This is a genomic window from Paenibacillus sp. V4I9, from assembly GCF_030817295.1.
Classification (GTDB): Bacteria; Bacillota; Bacilli; order Paenibacillales; family NBRC-103111; genus Paenibacillus_E.
Map to the genome: position 1 here is coordinate 7,180,233 of NZ_JAUSZE010000001.1, position 21,877 is coordinate 7,202,109.

The following is a 21,877-nucleotide window of genomic DNA, read 5'->3' on the forward strand; positions in this document are numbered from 1 at the left end:
AAGGAATTCCTTCTCTGGAATCGAATGTTAAAGTTACATATATGAATCGATGAGGTGCTTTTCTTGAAAATTGATCGTCTGCTTGCCATAACTATGCTGCTTCTAAACCGAAGAAGAATCAGTGCTAAAGAGCTTTCGGAGCGATTTGAAGTGTCTTTACGTACGGTTTACCGAGACGTTGAGGCCATTAACCAAGCTGGCGTTCCTGTCGTTTCTTATGCAGGGATGAGCGGTGGTTACGAAATTATGGACCAATATCGGTTGGATCGCCAATTTCTGTCCCTCGATGAGCTGCAATCTATTATTGTCGGCCTCAAAGGAATCCGCTCTACCGTCGGCGACCAAGAGATCAGCAACCTTCTTGATAAAGTAGGCGCTCTCGTGGCGAAATCGGAACAGAACACCGTCGCTAACCTAAACAATCAACTTATTATTGATATGAATCCTTGGCGTGGCAGCAATCAGGACAAAGAGAAGCTAAGTATCCTGCGCACTTCAATTAAGGAATCCAAACTGATTTCCTTTCAATATATTACTTCTCAAAGTGAGCAGTCTGTGCGAACAGTAGAGCCTATGGGCATTGTAGTTAAAGGCTTTGGCTGGTACTTGTACGGCTACTGCCTGCTGCGTCAAGATTTTCGTGTCTTCCGATTATCTCGTATGAAAGATATTGAAGTGCTTCAGAGAACATTTGAACGCAAAGAAGGAACCTTAGAACAGCTTGATCATAACTGGGGCAAAAGAGATCCCTCCACGCTCATCAAACTCGTGCTGCATGCGCAGCCGAACGTTCGCGCTCAAGTAGAGGATTATTTCCGTCCTGAGCAAATTATCGTTCAAGCTGATGGCACTTTGATGATTACCGCCACTCAACCGGATGAATCGTGGCTTCATGGCATGCTTCTTAGCTATGGTCCCAACCTGCGCATTCTCGAGCCCGCCCATATTGCTGCCAACATCAAAGATAAAGCTGAAAAAATTGTTCAACTCTATGCAAATGAACACTGACAGGACGTTGTCAGTGGTGGTTGTCTATAATGAGGTTATGAAGTAGGCGAAACCAATTGATGACTGCTTACGATGCCAGTTTTTCTGGCGAAAACTCTAAGGAGGCTCACCCATGTTTAGAACAATCGAAGATTTTGTAAATGAATGGAACAATGAAGCAAAAGCTACCCAGCGCGTGCTGGACACTTTGACAGATGCTTCACTTAAACAGCAAATCGCGCCCGACTTCCGCTCGCTAGGACAATTGGGTTGGCATATCGCGACTACTATTCACGAGATGACCTCACGTACTGGTCTTACGTTCAATGCTCCCGAAGGCGAAGAACACGCGCCAGCGTCCGCCAAGACAATTGCTGACACCTACCGCTCTTCCTCAGCCGGGCTAGCCGAAGCAATCCAGGCCCAGTGGACAGATGCTAAGCTCACTGAAAGCACTGACATGTATGGCGAGCAGTGGCTCAATGGCATAACACTGCGCATCCTCATTTCGCATGAAATTCACCATCGTGGTGAAATGATTGTCTTGATGCGTCAAGCCGGACTGCGAGTCCCGGACATTTACGGTCCGACTCGCGAGGATTGGCTGGAGCGCGGCATGCAGCCGTTGGTGTGATTTAAATTTGGAGCATTTGAGTCGATTCCATTGGAAAACTCCAATGGAAGTATTAATTTCATGCTGAATACTGATTCGAATGTTCCATAAGGACAAAAGACCTTAAAGGGCTGTCCTCAAGTAGATTTACCTACTTTTAGGACAATGGCTGCGAGCCCGGACGTACGGACGGTCAGCGGCGAGTACTACTACAGGCGGAAGATCGCGCCTGTCTCAGCTAGAGCCCAAAACGAGGAGCTAGCTCGTCAGTTTTGGATTTGGAGTGAACGCGAAGTAGGATTAACACCAGCCACAGAGTAGACGTTGGTAGCCCCCTAGAATCCCTTCACTCCAACCACCCATCATGGATAAAAACGGGAAAACGAGGAAACATTATACGAGCATTTACCCCATTTTCGGAGTGTGACGTGAATTGGACTTCTTTCATAGCCAAGAATCTCTAACCACGATCCAATGGATTTTGCGCGCTGTTGCAGCCTATCTCTTCTTATTAATTACGGCCAAAGCTTTGGGGCAGCGATCCATCTCACAACTGCGTTTTCTGGATTTCATTATTGCTCTAATCTTAGGAAATATTATTGCCCACCCGCTTTCGGACGAGCATTTAGGTTTAACCGGATCCATGATCACCACGATTGTAATCGTAGTCCTATATCTGACAACCTCCTGGCTAAGTTTAAAATGGAATTTCCTTAAGCATTATTTAGACCCGCCGCCGCTTAGGTTAATTAAAAATGGACAGATTCAAATGAAAAGTTTGCGCAAAGCCAAAATTTCTGTAGATCACCTCTTCTCTGAGCTGCGTAAGCAGCAGATTGAGGATATAGCCAAAGTCGCACTTGCTCTGTGGGAGCCAGGAGGAATCATTTCTGTGTTCCTCGAGCCTCAGTATCACCCTATTACCGCGAAAGATATGTACATACCTACATCGTCGTTCTCTCTCGTGAAGCCGATTATTGTTGAAGGGTCCAGTGATGATAAGGTGCTTGCTCAGCTGGGAAAAGACCACGCATGGCTGGAAGCTCAGATTCACGCTGCACATCTCGATATGAAGGGTGTTGAACTAGCTACCATAGATGATCAAGACCAAATACGTGTATATACTGATTTAGACTCCAATGAAAAAGACGAGCAAACGCTGTCCTGATAGCGTCTGTTCGTCTTTTGGCTTTTTAGATGAGAAAGCGTTGGATCTGTACTCGCAGTTCGTTCGAAACTTGGTTTAACGCAGCGGCATTCCCCGAAGCTTCTTTCACGGTTTCCATTTGTTGCTGTACCATATCGGACTTTACGTCATTTATACTTAGATTGCACCGAGTTAGGGCTAATCAGCATTCCTAATTATTCCTTAATTTGGAATATTAAAACTGTACGATCACCACAATTTATGTTATTATTTAATTACGTAAATTCGTAATTAATAATTTAGATGAGGTGATCCTTTTGACCACAACACGGGATTATAGCACCGAGCTAGATGCGCTGCAGGCACAGATGAATGATCTTCAGCAACTTGTCAGACAATTGATTCCTAACCAAGATGAGAATAATAAAATGTTTATTGAGAAAAAGAATTCAGACGCTAGTCTCGGGAGTGTGTTTTACTCCGGGCAGTATCGGGGAGATCAGGCTAGTTTCCGGTGGGAGCCTCAAGAAAAGCACGTCCGTCAGTTAATCGAATTGGATGGCGATAAAGCAGCTAAAATCATAGGGGCTCTTGCACATAAACAACGACTTGATATTTTAAGATCCGTCTTGCAAGAGCCGCTTACCGGACCCGATCTGGTGGAACGTCTGAACATGGGGACAACGGGACAACTCTACCATCACATCAAGGCATTAGTAGGAGCGGACCTTCTCGTTCAAGAAGAGCGAGGCGGCAAGTATACCATTCCTGGCCCCCGTGCACTTCCACTTTTATTACTGCTGGCGGCGGCTTCCGACCTCATGGACACTAGTGACTATTTAGCTATGACAGAAGCAAGAACGAATGCGCATGCTTATTTGGGCGGAGCACAAGAAATATATGATCCACACTTACTGCTGTGGGCTGTTGTCGAGAACAGCATTCTGGAGTACCTGCACGGCACCTGTAGTGAGGTTAGCCTCTTTTTGCATGCGGATGGCAGCATCACAGTTGCAGATAATGGACGTGGTATCCCCGTTCAAGCACTTCCTGGTAGTGAACACCCACGTGTTCAGACTGTTCTTACAGACATGAGCCGACTAAGCTCAAGTGCTACATTCTTAGCACCCGGCAGTGAAAAAGGCATCAGCATGCCCGTCGTCAACGCGCTATCACTCAAGCTTTCCGTTGAGATCAAGCGCGACGGTCGAGTGTTCCAACAACACTATAAGCATGGGATTCCGCAAAGCGAGCTCCAAACAGTAGGCGTGACTAAGGAAACCGGAACGAGTGTTACCTTCCTGCCAGATCGCGATATTTTTAGCAAATCATTTGAGCTAAGCATGCTTGAGAAACAAGCTGGGGATTTTGCCGTTTTATATCCGAAGCTGAATATTCAGGTGTGGAGTGATCTTGCTTAAATAACCTCCACCCCGACACCCAGCTCCCGCCATCGATCAAAAAAGTCTGGGCATGTCTTCGAAACACAGCCCGGATCCGCAATCCTGACGCCATCTACCCTTGCGCCGATCAGCGAAAGCGCCATCGCCATTCGATGGTCGTCGTGGGGGTCGAGAAGCGCGGGTTGCGGCTCCCCTGGGTGCACCGTTAACCCATCTGCATGTTCCTCCACCTGAATGCCAAGCTTCCCAAGTTCCTCACACATCGCCGCAATGCGGTCACACTCATGATGCCTGATATGCGCAGCATCCGTCAGTGTAATTGGACCATCCGCGAAGGGGGCCAGTGCAGCTAGTGTCAGCGTCTGGTCCGACCAACGCTGCATGCTCACTGTGAAGTCGCCTTTAAGACGTTTTGTACCCCGAACTTCAATGTAATGTTCACCACGCGTCACCGAACAGCCCATTTTCTCCAAAACAGACAATAGCTCTATATCCGGTTGTCGCGTCTGCGCGGAAATACCCTCAATACGTACACGTCCATTCGTCAGGGCAGCGAGAGCCCAGAAGTAACCGCAAGTTGATACATCGGGCTCCAGCATGAATGTACGTGCTTCATAAACACTCGGCTGAATCGTAATCGCTTGCCCATCCTCATGAACCTCTGGTCTCACACCAAACGCCCACATCATATCCAATGTCATCTCGACGTAGTCCCGCTGCACAATTTGATCAGCGATCTGAATGGTTAGAGTTTCTTTGGCATAAGGAGCTGCGAGCAGCAAGCCGCTAATAAACTGACTGGAAACCGCTCCAGAAACCGTTACTTCTCCTCCATTAAGACCGTCCGCATGAAGCGTCAGCGGTACACATCCAGGATTACCCTTATATCGGATATCCGCTCCCAAACTGGATAACGCATCCAATAAAGGTGCAAGAGGTCTTTCTGTCATACGCTTACTGCCATCAAGTGTCCACTCCCCATGACCAACGACAAGTGCCCCGGGTAAAAAGCGTGCAACCGTACCAGCAGCTCCCACGTATAAATCTGCTTTCGCGATTGACCAATGTCCTTCGTTTCCATGGATTGTAACTGTATCCCCATCCATCTCAATTTCAGTTCCCAGCTCTCTGAGAGCGTTCATACACCAATAGGAATCATCGCTTTGTAAAACACCCTGCAGCCGGGTGGTCCCCTTCGCTAGAGCCGCAATAAGAAGTGCGCGGTTCGTGAAGCTTTTGCTGCCCGGTATCGTGATAGTCGCATCTACTGCTCCATGAAGCGGCGACAACCGTACCTCCTGTCCTTCCAGATGTTGTGACCATGGTGATCTAGCTCTCCGATCTGGCTCGTGCTTCGCCCAATCCTGCATTTTATCCACCCTCTCCAATTGTGCGTATCTTATAAGCCAATTATAATGGGAGGAGCAGGCATAGATGAAATCACCAAATAAGCACCTTCCCATAAAGGAGCTCTATATCATAATCCATTTAGAATGGTACCGAATATTCCTACATGCCGCCAAAGCGGGCAATTTAACCAAAGCAGCCGGGGAGCTTTATATTACCCAACCATCCGTCAGCTATGCGATTAAACAAATGGAACAGGCGTTATCCATGAAGCTTTTTCATCGGCAATCCAAGGGTGTGGAATTAACAACTGAGGGGAAGCAATTAATGCTTTATGTGGAGCAATCCTTTGCGCTTTTGGAGGCTGGGGAGAAAAAAATGTCCGCACTCAAGCACCTCACAGGAGGCGAACTTCGTGTCGGAGCGAGTGATTCGTTATTCAAGCACTTCTTATTCCCTTATCTGGATACCTATCATAAACAATATCCCGATGTCCGCATCAGGCTTTCTCACGGCAAAACATCCGAGATTACAGCTCGTGTCAAAGAGGGCAGCATCGATTTTGGGCTTATTCATTTGCCAACTGCCGATGATCCTCATCTCGATGTCCAAACGGTTATGACCCTCCAAGACTGCTTTGTGGGCGGTGAAGCCTACCGTGATCAAGCAGACCACTTACTTTCCGCGCAGGATATCAGCCAATTCCCCTTACTGCTCCTATCTCCCGGAAGCAGCACTAGGCGCTTCATTGAGCAATGGTTTGCTGCCCAAGATGTCACCATCGAAGCCGACACTGAGCTCGGCAGCATTGATCTGCTTATCGAATTCGCAAAACTCGGCTTCGGCGTTGCTTTCGTTCCTCGGTCTTATGCCGTCAAAGAATTGGCTGAAGGTACGCTGCATGAGCTAAAGCCTGCCAAAGCCATTCCCGCCCGCAGCATCGGAATCACGACCCGCCGAGATATGACATCGTCTGTTGCAGCGGCTAAATTTCTTGAGATGCTTTCGTCTTAATTACATAAACCGCTTCTCGACTTTTTTGCTAATCATAAGTGAGATCACAATAAATAAAGCCACATAGATCAACTCATACGGATTCTCAATGAATCGCTTAGGATCGTGGCCAATGAAGCTAACCGACAGCACCATGACCGCTTTTCCCGCCGCAACCGCAACCAAAAAAGAACGAAACTTCATGCCGACCAGCCCGGCAGCCATATTAATCACAACGAAGGGTCCTATCGGAAAAAGACTGAGTATAAACACATAGTTGAAGGCCTGACGACGCGCCCAGAGGAGACTTTTTTGGACTTTGGGCTTTTGTGCCCAGCGCTCTAGATAAGGATGGCCGGCTACTTTTTTGACGATCGCAAAAGTCACCAAGCACCCGCACACAATACCTATCCAAGAGTAAAGAAAACCGAGCCATAGCCCATATACCGCTGCATTTACACTAATAATGACAAGTGTAGGGAGCGGCGGAACGAACGATTTCATGAAAGGTAGAAGAAGACCTGGTAATGGGCCGAGTGATCGATACTTGTCCAAGATCATTGCCAAATTTTCTTCCGTGAGGTAGGACAAGAGTTCTGTTATTCCCATATGTATGCACACCTACTCGCTTAACAATTAGTTGAAGACTAGGATAAACTTACGAATTAACGAAGGATAAGGCCAAAGCTGATGCGAAACAAGCGAATGTACAAACTTATAAATTCGAATCAACTGAAAAAAAGAACCTCCATAGGCATAATAGCACATGGAGGTTCTGGCTGCTTATTTTTAAGTGAAAAACACGAAATTGACACATGAATGATTTCGCCTGCGGATGCTTATTTTAAGCAAAGTATGATGTATGTTTGCTGACATTCACTGACTAACCGTCGTTCTATATAATAATACATCCTCGTCCGCTCTATCTTAGCCTACAAAGTTGTATTCCGGAGAGGTCTTTTTCTGACGTCTCGCGCCTCTTTCGCTACATTCGAGCCTCCGAGACAGCCTTTTCTGCCTTCTCAGGCTGCAAACCCCGATAACTTGCTTTCACTCAGCAACTGAGAGGTCCTTCTCGGACGTTATGCCGGAAAGTGGCCAAATTGTTTTAATTTTTTGCAACAATTCACCTAATTGGCCAGAATTTCTCCAAATTGTTGTACGAAATGCAGCATTACTCGTCCATGCCCATTGGTGGGCATGGACCTTCTCATGGAGCAACCAGTGAGCTATTTGCGTGAAAAGTAGCTGTGGAGCAATAGCTGGAAATGCTGAACAGCTGAAATAGCTGGCGCCGCTGGAGCTTTACGCCTCCAGCGGGTTCACCGCTTCATGGAGCAGCTGCTCCAGCTCAGCGGTGTAGGCTGCTGTTTGCGCTTCGTCCCAGCCGAAGCGCTCAGCCATGAAGGCGATCGCAGGCGCCTTCCACTGCTTTGCCCACGCGATGTCGAAGAAGAGGGCGCCCGTGCGGCGGATGAAGAAATCCGCCGGCTTCACGACCATCTCGCGCTCGATCGCGTACACGAGCGCAGCGAGCACGGCGGCGGGCATGCCCCGCTGCGCCGCCTCAGCCCGGTGCTGCTCCAGCAGCTCGAATACGGCGTCCACGTTGGAGCCGTACCTGTGCGCGAGCAGCGCAGCCTCTGCCTCGGTCAGCCCCAGCCGCAGGCCTTGGCTGACCTTGCCCCGCAAGAACGGCGCCAGCTTCGCGGAGCCGCCCACATCGCCGCCGGAGATCGGCAGCGTCCGGGTGCGGCTCGGCGGCAGCGCCGCCGAGACCTTGCCCTCCGCCAGCAGCATCGCGGCGATCTTGTCCACGACCGACTCCGCCATTTTGCGGTAGCCGGTCAGCTTGCCCCCGGCCATCGAGATGAGGCCGGAGTCCGAGACGAAGATTTCGTCGCGTCGCGAAATCTCAGAAGGGTCTTTGCCCTCTTGATGGATCAGAGGGCGCAGCCCGGTCCAGCTCGATTCGACGTCAGCCTCCGTCAACCCGAGGGACGGAAACATCTCGTTCGCGGCACGCAGCACATAGGCGCGATCCGCTTCGGTAATACGGGGATTGGCAATATCCCCTTTGTAATTCGTGTCCGTCGTCCCGATGTAGGTTTTGCCGTCCCGCGGAATGGCAAACACCATCCGCCCATCCGGCGTATCAAAATAAATCGCCTGCCGCAGCGGGAACTTGCTCTGATCGAACACCAGATGCACCCCCTTGGTCAGGTGCAGCGTTTTGCCGTGCTTGGATCGGTCCATCTCGCGCAGCGTATCGACCCAGGGCCCAGCCGCATTAACAATCTTACTTGCGTACAGCGAGTATGCCGTCTTTCCAGACGTCTTTCCAGATGTCTCACCAGCCCCACCGCCAGCAATCTGGTCCACCACACGCACACCAACCAGCTTGCCATTCTCCACCAGCAGCTCTTCAACCTTAGCGTAATTCACCGCCAGAGCCCCCAGCTCGACAGCTTTTTTCATGACTTCAATGGTTAAACGCGCATCATCTGTGCGGTATTCCACATAGTAACCGCCGCCTTTAAGATCCTTCTTCTTCAAAAGAGGCTCATGAGCAAGGGTTTCCTCTGGGCGAAACATCTTGCGGCGCTCCGATCTTTTGACACCAGCCAAGAAATCATAAACCCGCAGACCCAGCGAGGTGGACAGCTTCCCGAACGTGCCCCCCTTATAGAAAGGCAGCAGCATCCACTCCGGCGTCGTCACATGCGGGCCATTTTCATACACAATTGCACGCTCTTTACCGACCTCAGCAACAACCTTCACCTCCAGCTGTTTGAGATAGCGCAGCCCGCCATGAACCAGCTTAGTCGAACGGCTCGACGTTCCCGCAGCGAAATCCTGCATATCAATCAACGCGGTGCGAAGCCCTCTGCTTTGTGCATCCAGCGCAATGCCCGCTCCCGTAATCCCCCCTCCAATTACAATCAGATCAAGCGTTTGCTCAGACATGGCCTGCAGCATTTCTGTTCTTTTCAGCGCATTAAACCCCTGTTGTTGCCCTTTATCATTAGTTTGCTTAAGTTCCTTCGTCATCCCAATCTCTCCTTCGCAGATATAAAATAAAAAAACCACAACATACCTAATACGTATACACGTATAGGCCGCTGTGGCTTCTCCTAGTCTCCAACCGAATATTAACTTGTTATTAGTATATCACTGCACACGCTTATTTAAAAGCCATTGCGGCATTTACCGCTTTTTTCCAACCGCCATACAATTTCTCTTGAAGCTCAGCTTCCATTCCCCGCTCAAAAGCCTTATCCACCTGCCACTGCGCCGCAATCTCCGCTTGATCCTTCCAAAAACCTACAGCCAGACCCGCCAGAAAAGCCGCACCAAGCGCTGTCGTCTCACTAATCATCGGACGTTCCACCGTAACTCCCAGCATGTCGCTCTGGAACTGCATCAGAAAGTCGTTCTTCACAGCACCACCATCCACTCGCAGCTTCGTGAGCTGAATGCCGGAATCATCCTCCATCGCTTGCAGCACATCCTTGGTCTGATACGCGAGTGATTCGAGCGTTGCCCGAATGAAATGCTCCTTCGACGTCCCCCTAGTAAGCCCGAATACCGCGCCCCGAACGTCGCTGTCCCAATAAGGTGTACCTAGTCCGACAAACGCTGGTACGACATACACACCCTCTGTTGAAGCAACGCGCTTCGCGTACTCTTCACTATCCTTCGCAGATTTAATCATCCGCAGCCCGTCCCGCAGCCACTGAATCGCCGATCCTGCCACGAAAATACTGCCTTCCAACGCGTACTCCACCCCTTTCCCGTTCAATCCCCAAGCAATGGTGGTCAAAAGTCCGCTGCGCGATGGAATCGCGTGATTGCCCGTATTCATCAGCATAAAACAGCCTGTGCCATACGTATTTTTGGCCATCCCTTTTTCAAAACAAGCTTGCCCGAACAAAGCCGCCTGCTGATCCCCTGCAGCACCCGCAATTGGAATCGCCGAACCGAAAAAGAAGCTTTCCTGCGTATATCCATACACCTCAGAAGAGGAGCGAACTTCCGGCAGCATGGAAGCTGGTATGTCCAAATGCCCCAGAAGCTCCTCATCCCACTTCAGCTCGTGAATGTTATAGATAAGCGTACGCGAAGCGTTCGAATAGTCCGTCACATGCACTTTCCCGCCTGTCAGCTTCCAGATCAGCCACGTATCCATCGTGCCAAAAAGCAAATCCCCACGTTCCGCTTTCTCTCTGGCACCGTCAACGTGGTCGAGAATCCACTTGATTTTGGTTCCTGAAAAATACGCATCAATCAGCAGTCCCGTACGCTTCCGAAACAGGTCGCTAAGCCCCTGCGTCTTCAGCTCTTCACAAATATCTGCCGTCTGCCGCGACTGCCACACAATCGCATGATACACAGGCATCCCTGTGTGCCGATCCCAGACAACCGCTGTTTCCCGTTGGTTGGTGATGCCAATTCCCGCGATTTCTGCAGGCTGCACCCCAGATTCCGATAAAACCGCCGACATGACTCCCTGAATCGACAGCCAAATTTCGTTCGCATCATGCTCCACCCAACCCGGCTTCGGAAAATACTGCTTAAATTCCTTCTGGGCTACATGCACAATACTCCCTTTTTGATTAAATAAAATAGCTCTAGAGCTTGTTGTTCCCTGATCGAGGGAAAGGATATAAGAAGGTTTTGTCCCCGTGATTGCCATTGCCTTGCCTCCAAATGTTCAGGATCATTGATGATAGTGCTGCCACAGCTCCGTATTCGACGTAGTCACTGCCGTTGCTCCAGCTCCTAGCGCAAGCTCCACATCCTCCACTGTACGAATGAGTCCTCCTGCAAAAATAGGAATGCCCGAACGCTCCTTCACTTCCGTGATAATATGCGGAATAATACCGGGAAGCACCTCAATGAAATCGGGTTTGGTCCTCTCCAAAAGCGTGTAGCTTTTATCCAAGGCACTGCTGTCCAGGAGAAAAAGCCGCTGAATGGCGATCAAGCCATTCTGTTTCGTCTTCATAATCACATTCCCCCGCGTCGAAATGATACCGGCAGGACGAATACTTTGACACAGAAATTCCGCCGCATAATCGTCGTTTTTGAGCCCTTCTATTAAATCAGCGTGCAGCAGCAGCTTCTTTCCGTTTGCTTTGCCCAGATCCACGATGCTTTTCAACTGCCCAATATGACAATCCAACAGAACAATATACGTATAATTAGACTTAAATAGCTTTTCTAGGTCTCTCATTTTGCGAATGGCTGGTAAAATGCACTGCTCTTGCAAAGACATTACCATCGCCCCCGTTTCTTTAAAATGAACATCTGTGCCTTGGACACAGTTTGCCTGCAAGCAACAAGTCCAGAATGAGCGGAAATGACAGCAAAAAAACTCACCAAGTATTGCCAATGATATTCAATGGGCAATCCAAGTGAGTCTCCTGTTCTCCGTCACATGTTATTAACTTACCTTCATTGTACTGAGGCGAGTACATCATGTCAATGACAATGATCATCCAGCTAACTTAGGTCGACAATGCCTTACGCACAGCTAAAATATACTTCGACTGATCGAGCGGATTGACTCCACGCCGCTTACGCTCCGCATGAACGTCCGGAGGACTTGGCTGATAGCCTGCAAAAGAGGATGTTATTACACCTCGTCCACCTGACATTGCACTCAGCTTCACTGGATATTCCAGTGACGTAGCGACAGGCAGACGACCTTCGACTACGAATCTGCCTCCTGTAATTTGCGGCGGATCAAAAACCGCTCTCATCTGCACAAGGTCACTAAGTACCTTGCCTCCGAACTCTTCAGGCACGGTGATGCGAACCTGCAGCATCGGTTCGAGCAGCGTCGTGCCCGTCTGCGCAAGGCCTTGCATGATGCCCATCGGCGCAGCGACAGCGAAGTCGAGCGGGTGAGTGTGCCACACGTGGTGCTCGCCCTCTATAAGCGTCACCCTCAAGTCGGTGACTTCCCAACCGAGCAGCCCTTGCTGGAGCGCCTCCGGCACGCGGCGCGCCACCTCGTTCTGGTACTGTACGAGCAGATGCTCGCCCCGTACCAGCGACTCATACACGAGCCCGCTGCCCGGCGCCCCAGGCTCGATGCGAAAGCGTAAGATCGCCCAGCACGGCTTGGGCATCGTATAGGCAATGAAGCCTTCGCCCACTTGCGAAGGCGTTTCTTTGTAAATCACGGAAGGTTGGTCGAACCTTACTTGGAGACCAAAGCGCGAGCTCAAGAGACTCGTGAGAATCTCGAGCTGGATCGCGCCCATGACTTTCACATGCAGCTCTCGCTCCTCCTGCAGCCACTGCAGATCGAGCAGCGGATCCTCGTCGGTCAGCTCCTGCAGCGCTGCGACGAGCGCCGGATACTGCGCCTCACCCTCGGCGTGAACCTGCACAGTCAAGAGCGGAACCGCCATCTGCGGCGCAGGAGGCACGCTATCTGCCCGGCCCAGCACATCGCCGATCCGTACCTGCGTCAAGCCGCAGACGGCCGCAATGTCGCCGGCCGTAACAAACCCGATGTCTTCGGCTTTACGGCCGTCGATTTTGCGAATCTGTGTCACCTTCTCCTCCACGCTCTGCGTGACATTGACGACGGTGTCCCGGTTGCGGATCGCCCCCTCGTAGAGGCGGACGTACGCCATTCTCCCCATGGTCTTGTCCCGTTCGACCTTGAACACCACGGCCGAAAGCGGCTGCTCCGCAGAGCCACTCGGCCCAGGCAAATAATCAAGGATCGCTTCCATCAGTTCCTTGATACCGAGCCCCTTGCTGGAGGCGCCCACCAGCAAAGGAAAAGCCGCCCCCTGCCGCGCATACCGCTGCAGGGTTGCCTTCACCTCGCGCGCCTCGACGGGCGCGCCTTCGATGTAGCTCGTGAGCATCCGCTCGTCGAGCTCCGATAGCTTCTCCACCGCGGATGCCAAGTCGAATCCGCGCACCTCATCCGCGGCGACCGCATCCGCCGCATCATCCACCAACACGTTCACCGCACCGCGGAACGTGTCCTCTCGACCAAGCGGTGCATAGATCGGCACCGCCATCTCCGTGAGCTGCTTGTGAATGTCGCGCAGCACGCGCTCGGGATCCGCGCCGACGCGGTCCATTTTATTCATATACAGCAAAGTTGGTATCTTGAGGGATTGCAGCGTGTGCCAGATCATTTCCGTCTGTGACTGCACGCCTTCTACCGCAGAAACAATAAGAATTGCCCCGTCCATTACCCGAAGTGAACGCTCCACTTCCGACAAGAAATCGACGTGACCTGGCGTATCTACAAGGTTAATCAACGTATCCTTCCATGAAAAAGAGGTCGTCGCGCTGCGAACCGAAATCCCCCGCTCTCTTTCCACATCCATAGAATCCGTCTGCGCAGTCCCGTTATCTACACTACCCAGCGCACGAATTCGCCCGCTATGATAAAGAATATGCTCTGTCGTCGTCGTCTTACCCGCATCCACGTGCGCAAAAATGCCCACATTTCTTCTGGATATTGCTTGATTATCATCCCTCATCAGAGCTCGAATTCCTTTCTATCACTATACATACTTTCATTATACTAAAGTGCGTACGATTGGATAAGCATCCCTGTCACCAATAAACTTTTTACAAATTTTACTAGGCCTCATAGCCTGTTAACCATTATGATGGAAATACTGAGCCTAAGGAGGTTTTTTCGCCATGAAAACTACGGAATTTGAGGAGTCAAGCCAGTCTATCCAACCTGAGGTAACTACAATACTATTGAATAAAATGCATCCTGCGATAACGGCCTTGTCCCAAGCAGACAGCAAGCTAGCAAGTCTCATTGAACTGATCGGTGATCTTACACTCACACCCAGCTACAAGCCCTTTGAGTCGCTCGTGATGTCGATTATTTCCCAACAACTCTCTGCAAAAGCGGCTGCAACGATTAAAGCCAGAGTGAAGCTCGTTATACCGGACGTCACGCCTGAGCTTGTGCTCGCTGTGGAAGAGGAAGCCATCAGACAATGCGGGGTCTCCTATCCCAAAATCCGCTACATCCGGGACCTTAGCACAAAGGTGGTATCCGGCGAGGTGACACTCGATAATCTGCAAGATTTAGATAACACAGAGCTGCTCAAACAGCTCACAAGTGTCAAAGGTATCGGCGCCTGGACAGCGGAAATGTTCCTCATTTTCACATTAGGCAGACCCGATGTCATGTCTATTGGCGATGCCGGCCTCCAACGTGCGGCCAAATGGCTGCATACCCTTGCCGATCGGAAGGACGGTAACTACTTAGGTGAAATCGCTCCGAACTGGGCGCCTTATCGCAGCTTTGCCTCGTTATACTTATGGCGAGCGATTGATATGGGGTTTGTGGATTCAGGCCTGCAGGTGGAAGCTTGTACGAAACCCAACTTGGAGCAGGGATAACCGACTGAGGTCGTCCTTTTGGACTAGCGCGTTTATTTCGCCACCACTAATATTCTCGATCCTTTAGTCAAGGCAGTAGGTTGTTGAAGAAGAAAGCGGCGGGTACCGTCGGTAATCTCCCTATCGTTGAATCAAGTTCAGTTGAACGTTTTACAACATAGATATGCTAGTCCCATGACCGTCGATTCATTCCTCCAATCTTGTTCTAGATTAATTGTCTTAAGTCGGAATCCATCGTCAGATATGCTTATTTGAGGTTGCCGATTGAATGAGTAATGTGAATGAGGGAAGCCTCGCTTATCCCCCATTCCAAAACATACAATCAGAAAAGCGCAAGAAGCCACAACGGCTCCTCGCGCTTTTTCTCAATTAACTGCTATTCGTAATCCTCTTAAATACGTTTTAAGCAAACGCCGCAGGCTCTCGTCTCTTTCCAGCTCCATCCGGAAGCCGTTTCTATGCTCGAGGGAGGCAAAGCCATGCACCATGCTCCGAAATCCGCGTACCACGTGCAGCGCATCTTCTTCACTGAGTCCATATGGCTCTAAAATGCGCAGCAAGAAAAGCACAACTTGGCTGCCTGCCTCTTTCAACTCAGGATCCTCGTAGTCAGGCAATGAGGAGATCGCCTCGTATAATCCCGGCTGTTTCCTAGCGAATATGACGTAAGCGAAGCCTGCCGCCAGCAGCGCGTCATCTTCAGCTTTGCCAATAACAGCCTCGACCATCGCCTCTTTAATGAGTACGAGGCCGCGACGGGAAAGCTGCTTTCTGAGGTCTGGCAAGCCTTTAATATGATTATATAGTGACGGTGTTTTTACGTTCAATTTAGCAGCTAATGCGGCTAGTGTCAGCTGCTCAACACCTTGTAAATCAGCCATTTCAATAGCTGCTTGGAGCACAGTCTCTGCGTCTAACCCCTGTCTGTATGCCACGATAGTTCCTCTTCTCTGTCTCTAAATTGCTGCTGCATCTGTATGAAACTTTTTAGCCGCTTCTTCCAAAATGCGATCCATGGTCGGGATCGGCTGCTCAATCATCCGTCCGTGTCCGACGGCTAGAAGGCTTGGCTCTAGCTGTCTCAGCTTGCGTGCGCTCTCCAACGACACTTCTTTATTCCACGTCGCCATCGCTGGGAACGGAAACCAGAATTTCATAACACCCGAGACCGCTGCACCGCCACGAACTTGAAAAGAATCCCCAGCAATCAATGCTCGACTGCGCACATCTAGGAAAGCCATCATCCCTGGAGTATGCCCAGGAGCTGATACAACTTGCAGCGATCCTACAAGGTCGCCATCCTCCAGCAGTACATCCGGCTTCGTTTGTACAGACTTAGGAACATCTCCCTTAATCGGCGAATTTGGTTCGCCAACTTCTAATTCTTTACTGCCCGTCAGCAGCTTGGCATCTCTTCTTGAGATATAGACCTTAACATTCGGCAGCGCCTTTTTCAAACCGTCAAGTGCCCCAATATGGTCTCCATGTGCATGTGTAAGGACGATGCGAGTGATCGGCTTTCCAATTTGTTCTGCTGCTTGAAGAATGCCTTTGACACTGAACGGCAGCGCCGCATCAATAAGCGTTAATTCATTCTCTTCCTCCACCAAATAACAATTCACCGGAAAAAATCTCGGCATAAAAGCCAGTTGATACAAAGAACCAATACGTGTCATTTTCATAATAACGCCTCCCGTTTACTATTTATATTAGTATAATAACTAATGACATTAGTTTTGTAAAGAGGGAAATTACCTTAAATCCATTTTTTTCTCCATTATGGTAAAATAGATCTCATATTTGCACCAAAGCCTATTTCGATAAAGTGAGGAACCCCACATGAATACAGAAACGTTAGAGCTTTTTCGGACGCTGACGGAAATGCAAGCAGCGCCCGGTTTTGAACGTGAAATCCGCAAGTATGTTCGCGGTGAATTGGAGAAATATACAGACGAGTTCGTTCAGGATGGACTCGGCAGCTTGTTCGGTATTCTGCGCGGAGACGAAACAGGCCCTAAGATCATGGTGGCCGGCCATTTCGATGAGGTCGGCTTCATTGTGAGCGGCATCACGGAGCATGGCACGATCAAGTTCCAGCCGCTAGGCGGCTGGTTCAGTCAAGTACTGCCCGCGCAGCGCGTGCAGATTATGACGGATCAAGGGCCGATCATCGGCGTGATCGGCTCGGTGCCCGTGCATTTGCTGGACGAAGCGGCACGCAGCAAGCCTGCAGACATCAAGACGATGTATGTAGACATCGGCGCTGAAGATAAAGCCGATGCGCAGCGCATCGGCGTTCGTCTCGGGCAGCAGATTGTTCCCATCTGCCCATTCACACCCCTGGCCAATCCGAAGCGGATTATGGCCAAGGCTTGGGACAATCGCTACGGCGTCGGCCTGGCGATTGAACTGATGAAGGAGCTTCACGGCGGGCCGAAGCTCCCGAATATCCTGTACGCCGGTGCAACCGTACAGGAAGAGGTTGGCGTGCGCGGCGGACGCACGGCTGCGAACCTCATTCAGCCGGACTTGTTCTACGCGCTGGATGCCAGCGCCGCCGGGGATATGACCGGCGACCACAATGCTTTTGGGCAGCTAGGGCGCGGTGCGCTGCTGCGTATTTTTGATCCCACGATGATTACCCACCGTGGGATGGTCGAGTTCATTCTCGATACGGCGGAGACGCATAAGATTCCGTATCAGTACTTCATCTCGGCGGGCGGGACAGACGCCGGACAGGTGCACGTGCAAGGCAGCGGCATTCCCTCTGCCGTCATCGGAGTCTGCGCGCGCTACATTCATACATCTGCGTCCATTCTTCACGTAGATGACTATGCCGCCGCGAAGGAACTTCTGATCAAGCTCGTGCAAGCGAGCGATCGCACAACATTGAATACGATCCACGCTCAAGCGTAATCGCATTCTTTTTAAAGCTTTCCAATAAGATTTAGCAGAAAAAGCAGTTGAGCAGAATGTATTTCTTGCTCAACTGCTTTTTTGTTTTGATTCATCGCTACTTTCTTCTGTAGATGGGAGACAAATATAGAACCCATGTTCCAATATATGGTATAATTAGCAGAATCATTGGATTATAGAAAGAAGGACGACTATGACGTATACCATTCGTGAGGCTACATCCCAAGATACCAAACAAATTAGCAGCTTTGTTTCAGAGCGTACCGGCAAGGCCATTTCACCTTTACACATTGAAAATAGGCTGCATTTTATACGTGAGAACCCGGACGAATCACTCTATGTATATGAGGAGAAGAATCAAATTCTCGGTACATTAGGCTTTCGCATTCGCCATGGTGCCGATATGATTTTGAAATTCAGTGAAATCTCCGTTATTTCTGTGGATGAAACGATGAGCCGACAAGCAGCCGCAGATAAATTAAAAAGCTATGCCGAGCAGCTAACCAGCAAACACGCTTGCTCCGGTATGTGGTGGATTACCGGCTCAGAGAAGAACGACGAGTCACGGGCCGCCAAGGAGCCATTAAGCTTTCATGAAACGGGTTACCGATTCGTTAAACGATTTCTCTAGAAAATCGGGAATATGCTTGCGCTAAGGAGTGAAAAACATGTCATCTGGGTTTAACATGGGGCCTTTTCCTGGTGGAAGTGGCGGAAATCTTTTTCTAATTATCTTTACGAGTGTATTCGTTCTCGTCATTGGCACTTTTATCATTTTGATTATCAAATCACTTAGGACATGGTCATCCAATAATGCCTCTCCCATCCAAAGCCGGAACAGTAAGGTCGTAGCCAAAAGAATGCATGTCAGCGGTGGCTCTGGAGATTCAAGTACAAGTACTAGTTATTATGCCACCTTTGAATTTGAAGACCGTAGCAGGCTTGAGTTATGGGTGGGACGGGAACAGTTTGGTTATATCGTAGAGGGTGACCAGGGAACACTAACGTATCAGGGCACAAGGTTCAAGGAATTCTTTCGTCCTCTATTATAAAATTCAGAAGGAGTACTTCATATGACACATCAGTTTGTGAGCATTAAGGGCTTAGAATTGGTTGCCAAAGTTAGGGCTTTCTGCATGGAACTGCCGGAAGCTGAAGAAAAGGTGGATGGCTTTGGTCATATCACCTTCCGTGTGAAAGATAAACCCTTCGTGATGATGGGCGAGACGGATGGTCAACCATCTACTGCCATTAAAACGAACCTGACAACACAAGAGTTCCTCCTTCAACAAGAGGATACACCCTACCACAAAACGGCCTACATTGGACAGCATGGCTGGGTATCAATTCTAGATACAGACAAGGTTCCTTGGACGGAAATCGAAGACCTGATAATGGAAGGATATGCCCGGACAGCTCCGAAAAAGCTCCTCAACCAGCTGCAAGCAACTCGGAAATAGCTGCATGTTTGGGCGGTTTTTCGCCAGTATAACGATGTTTTTCATCGTTAAAGTAATGATATTGAGCTGCATCTCTACTTTAACGATGAAGAACACGCTTACAAGCAGGAGAGTTCACATTAGAGAGCCGAGTCGATAGGAATGGCGTCAGTTGGATCGTGCTGCGGTTGGAAGAAAAGGTTATGAAAGACAGCTTGGTAGAGCGTGAAAACCAGCGAAATTAACTGCATGTTTTACATCAAATGGTGTTCGAGCAGTCCCATCACGACATCCACGCTCACAAAGTTAGTTCCGCCCTGGATTTACCGGTTCACTTAGCGGTCATAAACAAGAAATAAGGATTTCGCTTAAAAACAAAGTATACGGAAGGAATTCCATGAATAACCTAAATTTGTCGGCAAAAATTGGATTTTATCGAATAATCTGAATATTTACAATATTTTAATAATGGGCTATAGTAAGAGCAGGCCCACTTGAAGGACAAGCCGCACAGACGGTACGGCACCCCGATAGGAGCCAGGATATTCTCAACTTAGGGAAGGGGATAGTCCAATGGACCACGTTAGCGAAACATGCCCACTTTTACTTCAAACGACGGAAGAAAAGGTGCGGGAACGGTCTACGTTCATCGGGCATGTGGGAATCCAACACGGTAAATGTGAATAGCGTTTATTCGAGGAAAGGATCCGTTCGTAAGTAAAGTCGTAATTTGCAACGTTAGTTGATTGATTGGAGTTGTGTAGGTACAATTGAATACCATTAGTGATCCTTAGGGACCTCCGGTTATCATAGATAAGCGGGGGTCTCTATTTGCGTTCACTCCTTACTTTGGCAGCGGGAGTCGAACTGTAAATGTGGTCTTCTCTTCCGGCGCACTGACTACGGCAATAGTTCCCTGATGCATTTCGGTAATTTTCTTCACGATAGACAGGCCAAGTCCATTGCCGCCAGACATTCGATTTCTGGATTTATCTGCTTTATAAAAACGTTCAAAAATATGCGCTCGATCCTCCTCCGAAATGCCCGCCCCATTATTCGAAATTCGGATAACCGCTTCGTCCCTGCTGCTTATGAGATGAACGCCGATCGTTCCGCCATTTGGCGTGAATTTGATTGCGTTATGAATCAGATTGGTCCATACCTGGCTCAGCAGGTCCTCGTCAGCAATTAGCGTAATCTCTTCTAGTTCAACATCCATCTCTATGTCTTTATCTACCCACTGCGGTTCGCAGGTCAGAATATGATTGCGTATTTGCTTATCCAGCCGGTAACTTTTCGGCTCAAATGGGTGGTGCTGCGATTCTAACGATGATAGCTTCAGTAAGTTATCGCTAAGCTTAGATAGCCGTGTACTCTCAGCTTCAATGATTTCTAGATAATGTTTACGTTCCGCAGCCGTAATCTGGTCATTCTGTAGAGCGCGGGAGAAGCCGCTAATCGAGGTCAGAGGCGACTGTATTTCGTGGGATACGTTGGAGATGAATTCCTGCCTCATTTTCTCTATCTGCCCTAATTCAACGGCCATGTTGTTGATCGAATCCACCAGCTCCACGAAAGGACCACCATGTGGATTATTATCGACGGACACATTGAAATCCCCTCTAGACATACTTTGAATCGCCTGAACCATCGTTTGAAAGAAGAGCATTTGCTTACTGCGGAAAAACCTGCCCAGGAAGGCCATGGTTATTCCCCAAAGAAACATGCCGCCGAGTGAATTAATCAATTGGACAACGACAGCTGAAGGGCGCTTGTTGATAGACGTAAATAGCCATTCTGTCCCGTAAAAGACTGCCAACCAATAAAGAATAATAAGCACAAAAATGCTTACAGTAAACAAAAAGCCACGTACCCGCTGAGCTTTTGTCATTTTGCTCTTCACTAACCTCTTTCGTTTCTTCATCCTCATGTTCGCAGCACCTCCATCCGATAACCTAATCCGCGGATTGTTGCGATCCGAAAAGCGTGCCGCTCCTCGGGAAACCGCTCGCGAAGCCGATTAATGTGCACATCCACGGTGCGTTCGTTACCTTCGTAATCGAAGCCCCAAATCTGCTCGATCAACTGGTCACGCGAGAAGGTTTTGCCTGGGTAGCTCGCCAACTTATAGAGCAGCTCGAATTCTTTGAGCGGTAAGGTGACGCTCTCAGAGCCTACTGCTACTTCGTAGGTTTTGCGGTTCATGCTCAGGTCTCCGACCTGAACCGTTTGGGAAGAAGCAATTTTGTAACGCTTCAGCAGCGCCCTCACTCGCATCGCCAGTTCCACAGGCTCGAATGGCTTAACGAGGTAATCGTCGGTGCCCAGCTCGAAGCCTTTGACCTTCTGCGAGGTTTCGCCTTTGGCGGTTAGCATGAGCAGAGGGATATCGTAATGCTCTCTCAGCTCTTTGCACAGCTCCCACCCGTCCATATTCGGCATCATGATATCCATGATCACCATGTCGACTTGGACGCTTTCGAGTTGTTTGAGCGCATCTGCGCCGTCAGAGGCTTCGATGACATCGAAGCCTTCTTTGAGCATGAAGACGCGGACCAACTCGCGTATATAAGGATCATCATCTACGATCATAATAGGTGCCATTTGCATCTAGCCTCACTTTGGT

20 protein-coding genes are annotated in these 21,877 nt (G+C 49.5%); 10 read left to right on the forward strand and 10 right to left on the reverse strand.

The features are described from left to right. Positions 1–63 precede the first annotated feature (63 nt). From QFZ81_RS33090 to QFZ81_RS33105, 4 genes are all read left to right on the forward strand, one after another. Positions 64–1,008, forward strand: coding sequence for a helix-turn-helix transcriptional regulator (locus QFZ81_RS33090; RefSeq protein WP_307606068.1), 945 nt, complete (start codon positions 64–66; stop codon positions 1,006–1,008). A 112-nt stretch (positions 1,009–1,120) separates the two neighbouring features. After that, entirely contained in the window at positions 1,121–1,621 is a 501-nt protein-coding gene (locus QFZ81_RS33095; protein WP_307606070.1) for a DinB family protein, read from the forward strand. A gap of 412 nt (positions 1,622–2,033) precedes the next feature. Then, positions 2,034–2,768 (forward strand): DUF421 domain-containing protein, encoded by a 735-nt coding sequence (locus QFZ81_RS33100; protein ID WP_307606072.1) that lies wholly within the window; start codon positions 2,034–2,036, stop codon positions 2,766–2,768. Between the two features lie 347 nt (positions 2,769–3,115). Beyond that, positions 3,116–4,168, forward strand: a complete 1,053-nt coding sequence (locus tag QFZ81_RS33105) for an ATP-binding protein (protein WP_373463799.1) — start codon at positions 3,116–3,118, stop codon at positions 4,166–4,168. Here QFZ81_RS33105 and aroA read toward each other — a convergent pair. Further along, on the reverse strand, positions 4,165–5,520 hold the full coding sequence (gene aroA, locus QFZ81_RS33110; protein WP_307606076.1) for a 3-phosphoshikimate 1-carboxyvinyltransferase: 1,356 nt from the start codon (positions 5,518–5,520) through the stop codon (positions 4,165–4,167). The genes QFZ81_RS33105 and aroA overlap by 4 nt on opposite strands. 64 nt (positions 5,521–5,584) lie before the next feature. Here aroA and QFZ81_RS33115 point away from each other — a divergent pair, with 64 nt between their 5' ends. Next, positions 5,585–6,511: a LysR family transcriptional regulator gene (locus QFZ81_RS33115; protein WP_307606078.1), complete on the forward strand. Its 927-nt coding sequence runs from the start codon at positions 5,585–5,587 to the stop codon at positions 6,509–6,511. Here QFZ81_RS33115 and QFZ81_RS33120 read toward each other — a convergent pair whose 3' ends face one another. The 5 genes from QFZ81_RS33120 to QFZ81_RS33140 form a co-directional block, all read right to left on the reverse strand. Next, positions 6,512–7,099, reverse strand: coding sequence for a TVP38/TMEM64 family protein (locus tag QFZ81_RS33120; RefSeq protein ID WP_307606080.1), 588 nt, complete (start codon positions 7,097–7,099; stop codon positions 6,512–6,514). It lies immediately after the preceding gene. Between the two features lie 696 nt (positions 7,100–7,795). Next, positions 7,796–9,541 carry a glycerol-3-phosphate dehydrogenase/oxidase gene (locus tag QFZ81_RS33125; protein WP_373463743.1) on the reverse strand — a complete coding sequence of 582 codons (1,746 nt, stop codon included), beginning with the start codon at positions 9,539–9,541 and terminating at the stop codon, positions 7,796–7,798. 133 nt (positions 9,542–9,674) lie between these two features. Next, positions 9,675–11,186, reverse strand: coding sequence for a glycerol kinase GlpK (gene glpK / locus QFZ81_RS33130; RefSeq protein ID WP_307606082.1), 1,512 nt, complete (start codon positions 11,184–11,186; stop codon positions 9,675–9,677). Between the two features lie 24 nt (positions 11,187–11,210). Beyond that, positions 11,211–11,768 (reverse strand): glycerol-3-phosphate responsive antiterminator, encoded by a 558-nt coding sequence (locus QFZ81_RS33135; RefSeq protein ID WP_307437424.1) that lies wholly within the window; start codon positions 11,766–11,768, stop codon positions 11,211–11,213. Between the two features lie 232 nt (positions 11,769–12,000). Then, positions 12,001–14,010, reverse strand: coding sequence for a GTP-binding protein (locus QFZ81_RS33140; RefSeq protein ID WP_307606084.1), 2,010 nt, complete (start codon positions 14,008–14,010; stop codon positions 12,001–12,003). Between the two features lie 166 nt (positions 14,011–14,176). On the opposite strand from QFZ81_RS33140, the gene QFZ81_RS33145 reads away from it, so the two are divergent. Further along, positions 14,177–14,896 (forward strand): DNA-3-methyladenine glycosylase family protein, encoded by a 720-nt coding sequence (locus QFZ81_RS33145; RefSeq protein WP_307437418.1) that lies wholly within the window; start codon positions 14,177–14,179, stop codon positions 14,894–14,896. A gap of 365 nt (positions 14,897–15,261) precedes the next feature. On the opposite strand, the gene QFZ81_RS33150 is transcribed toward QFZ81_RS33145, so the two are convergent. Further along, positions 15,262–15,831, reverse strand: coding sequence for a TetR/AcrR family transcriptional regulator (locus QFZ81_RS33150; RefSeq protein ID WP_307606085.1), 570 nt, complete (start codon positions 15,829–15,831; stop codon positions 15,262–15,264). A gap of 21 nt (positions 15,832–15,852) precedes the next feature. Further along, on the reverse strand, positions 15,853–16,578 hold the full coding sequence (locus QFZ81_RS33155) for an MBL fold metallo-hydrolase (RefSeq protein WP_307606087.1): 726 nt from the start codon (positions 16,576–16,578) through the stop codon (positions 15,853–15,855). Between the two features lie 157 nt (positions 16,579–16,735). Here QFZ81_RS33155 and QFZ81_RS33160 point away from each other — a divergent pair, with 157 nt between their 5' ends. The 4 genes from QFZ81_RS33160 (at position 16,736) to QFZ81_RS33175 (ending at position 19,272) form a co-directional block, all read left to right on the forward strand. Beyond that, positions 16,736–17,812 carry a M42 family metallopeptidase gene (locus QFZ81_RS33160; protein ID WP_307606089.1) on the forward strand — a complete coding sequence of 359 codons (1,077 nt, stop codon included), beginning with the start codon at positions 16,736–16,738 and terminating at the stop codon, positions 17,810–17,812. Between the two features lie 193 nt (positions 17,813–18,005). Then, the gene (locus QFZ81_RS33165; protein ID WP_307606091.1) at positions 18,006–18,443 is read left to right on the forward strand and encodes a GNAT family N-acetyltransferase; all 438 of its coding nucleotides are present in this window, start codon (positions 18,006–18,008) and stop codon (positions 18,441–18,443) included. A gap of 37 nt (positions 18,444–18,480) precedes the next feature. Beyond that, the gene (locus QFZ81_RS33170) at positions 18,481–18,864 is read left to right on the forward strand and encodes a DUF2500 domain-containing protein (protein ID WP_307437404.1); all 384 of its coding nucleotides are present in this window, start codon (positions 18,481–18,483) and stop codon (positions 18,862–18,864) included. A 21-nt stretch (positions 18,865–18,885) separates the two neighbouring features. Beyond that, complete coding sequence (locus tag QFZ81_RS33175; protein ID WP_307606093.1) at positions 18,886–19,272, forward strand: MmcQ/YjbR family DNA-binding protein; 387 nt, start codon at positions 18,886–18,888, stop codon at positions 19,270–19,272. A gap of 823 nt (positions 19,273–20,095) precedes the next feature. On the opposite strand, the gene QFZ81_RS33180 is transcribed toward QFZ81_RS33175, so the two are convergent. Together QFZ81_RS33180 and QFZ81_RS33185 are read right to left on the reverse strand one after the other, a co-directional pair. After that, the gene (locus tag QFZ81_RS33180) at positions 20,096–21,181 is read right to left on the reverse strand and encodes a sensor histidine kinase (RefSeq protein WP_307606095.1); all 1,086 of its coding nucleotides are present in this window, start codon (positions 21,179–21,181) and stop codon (positions 20,096–20,098) included. Further along, positions 21,178–21,855, reverse strand: a complete 678-nt coding sequence (locus tag QFZ81_RS33185; RefSeq protein WP_307606097.1) for a response regulator transcription factor — start codon at positions 21,853–21,855, stop codon at positions 21,178–21,180. The genes QFZ81_RS33180 and QFZ81_RS33185 overlap by 4 nt, the downstream gene beginning before the upstream one ends. Positions 21,856–21,877 lie beyond the last annotated feature (22 nt).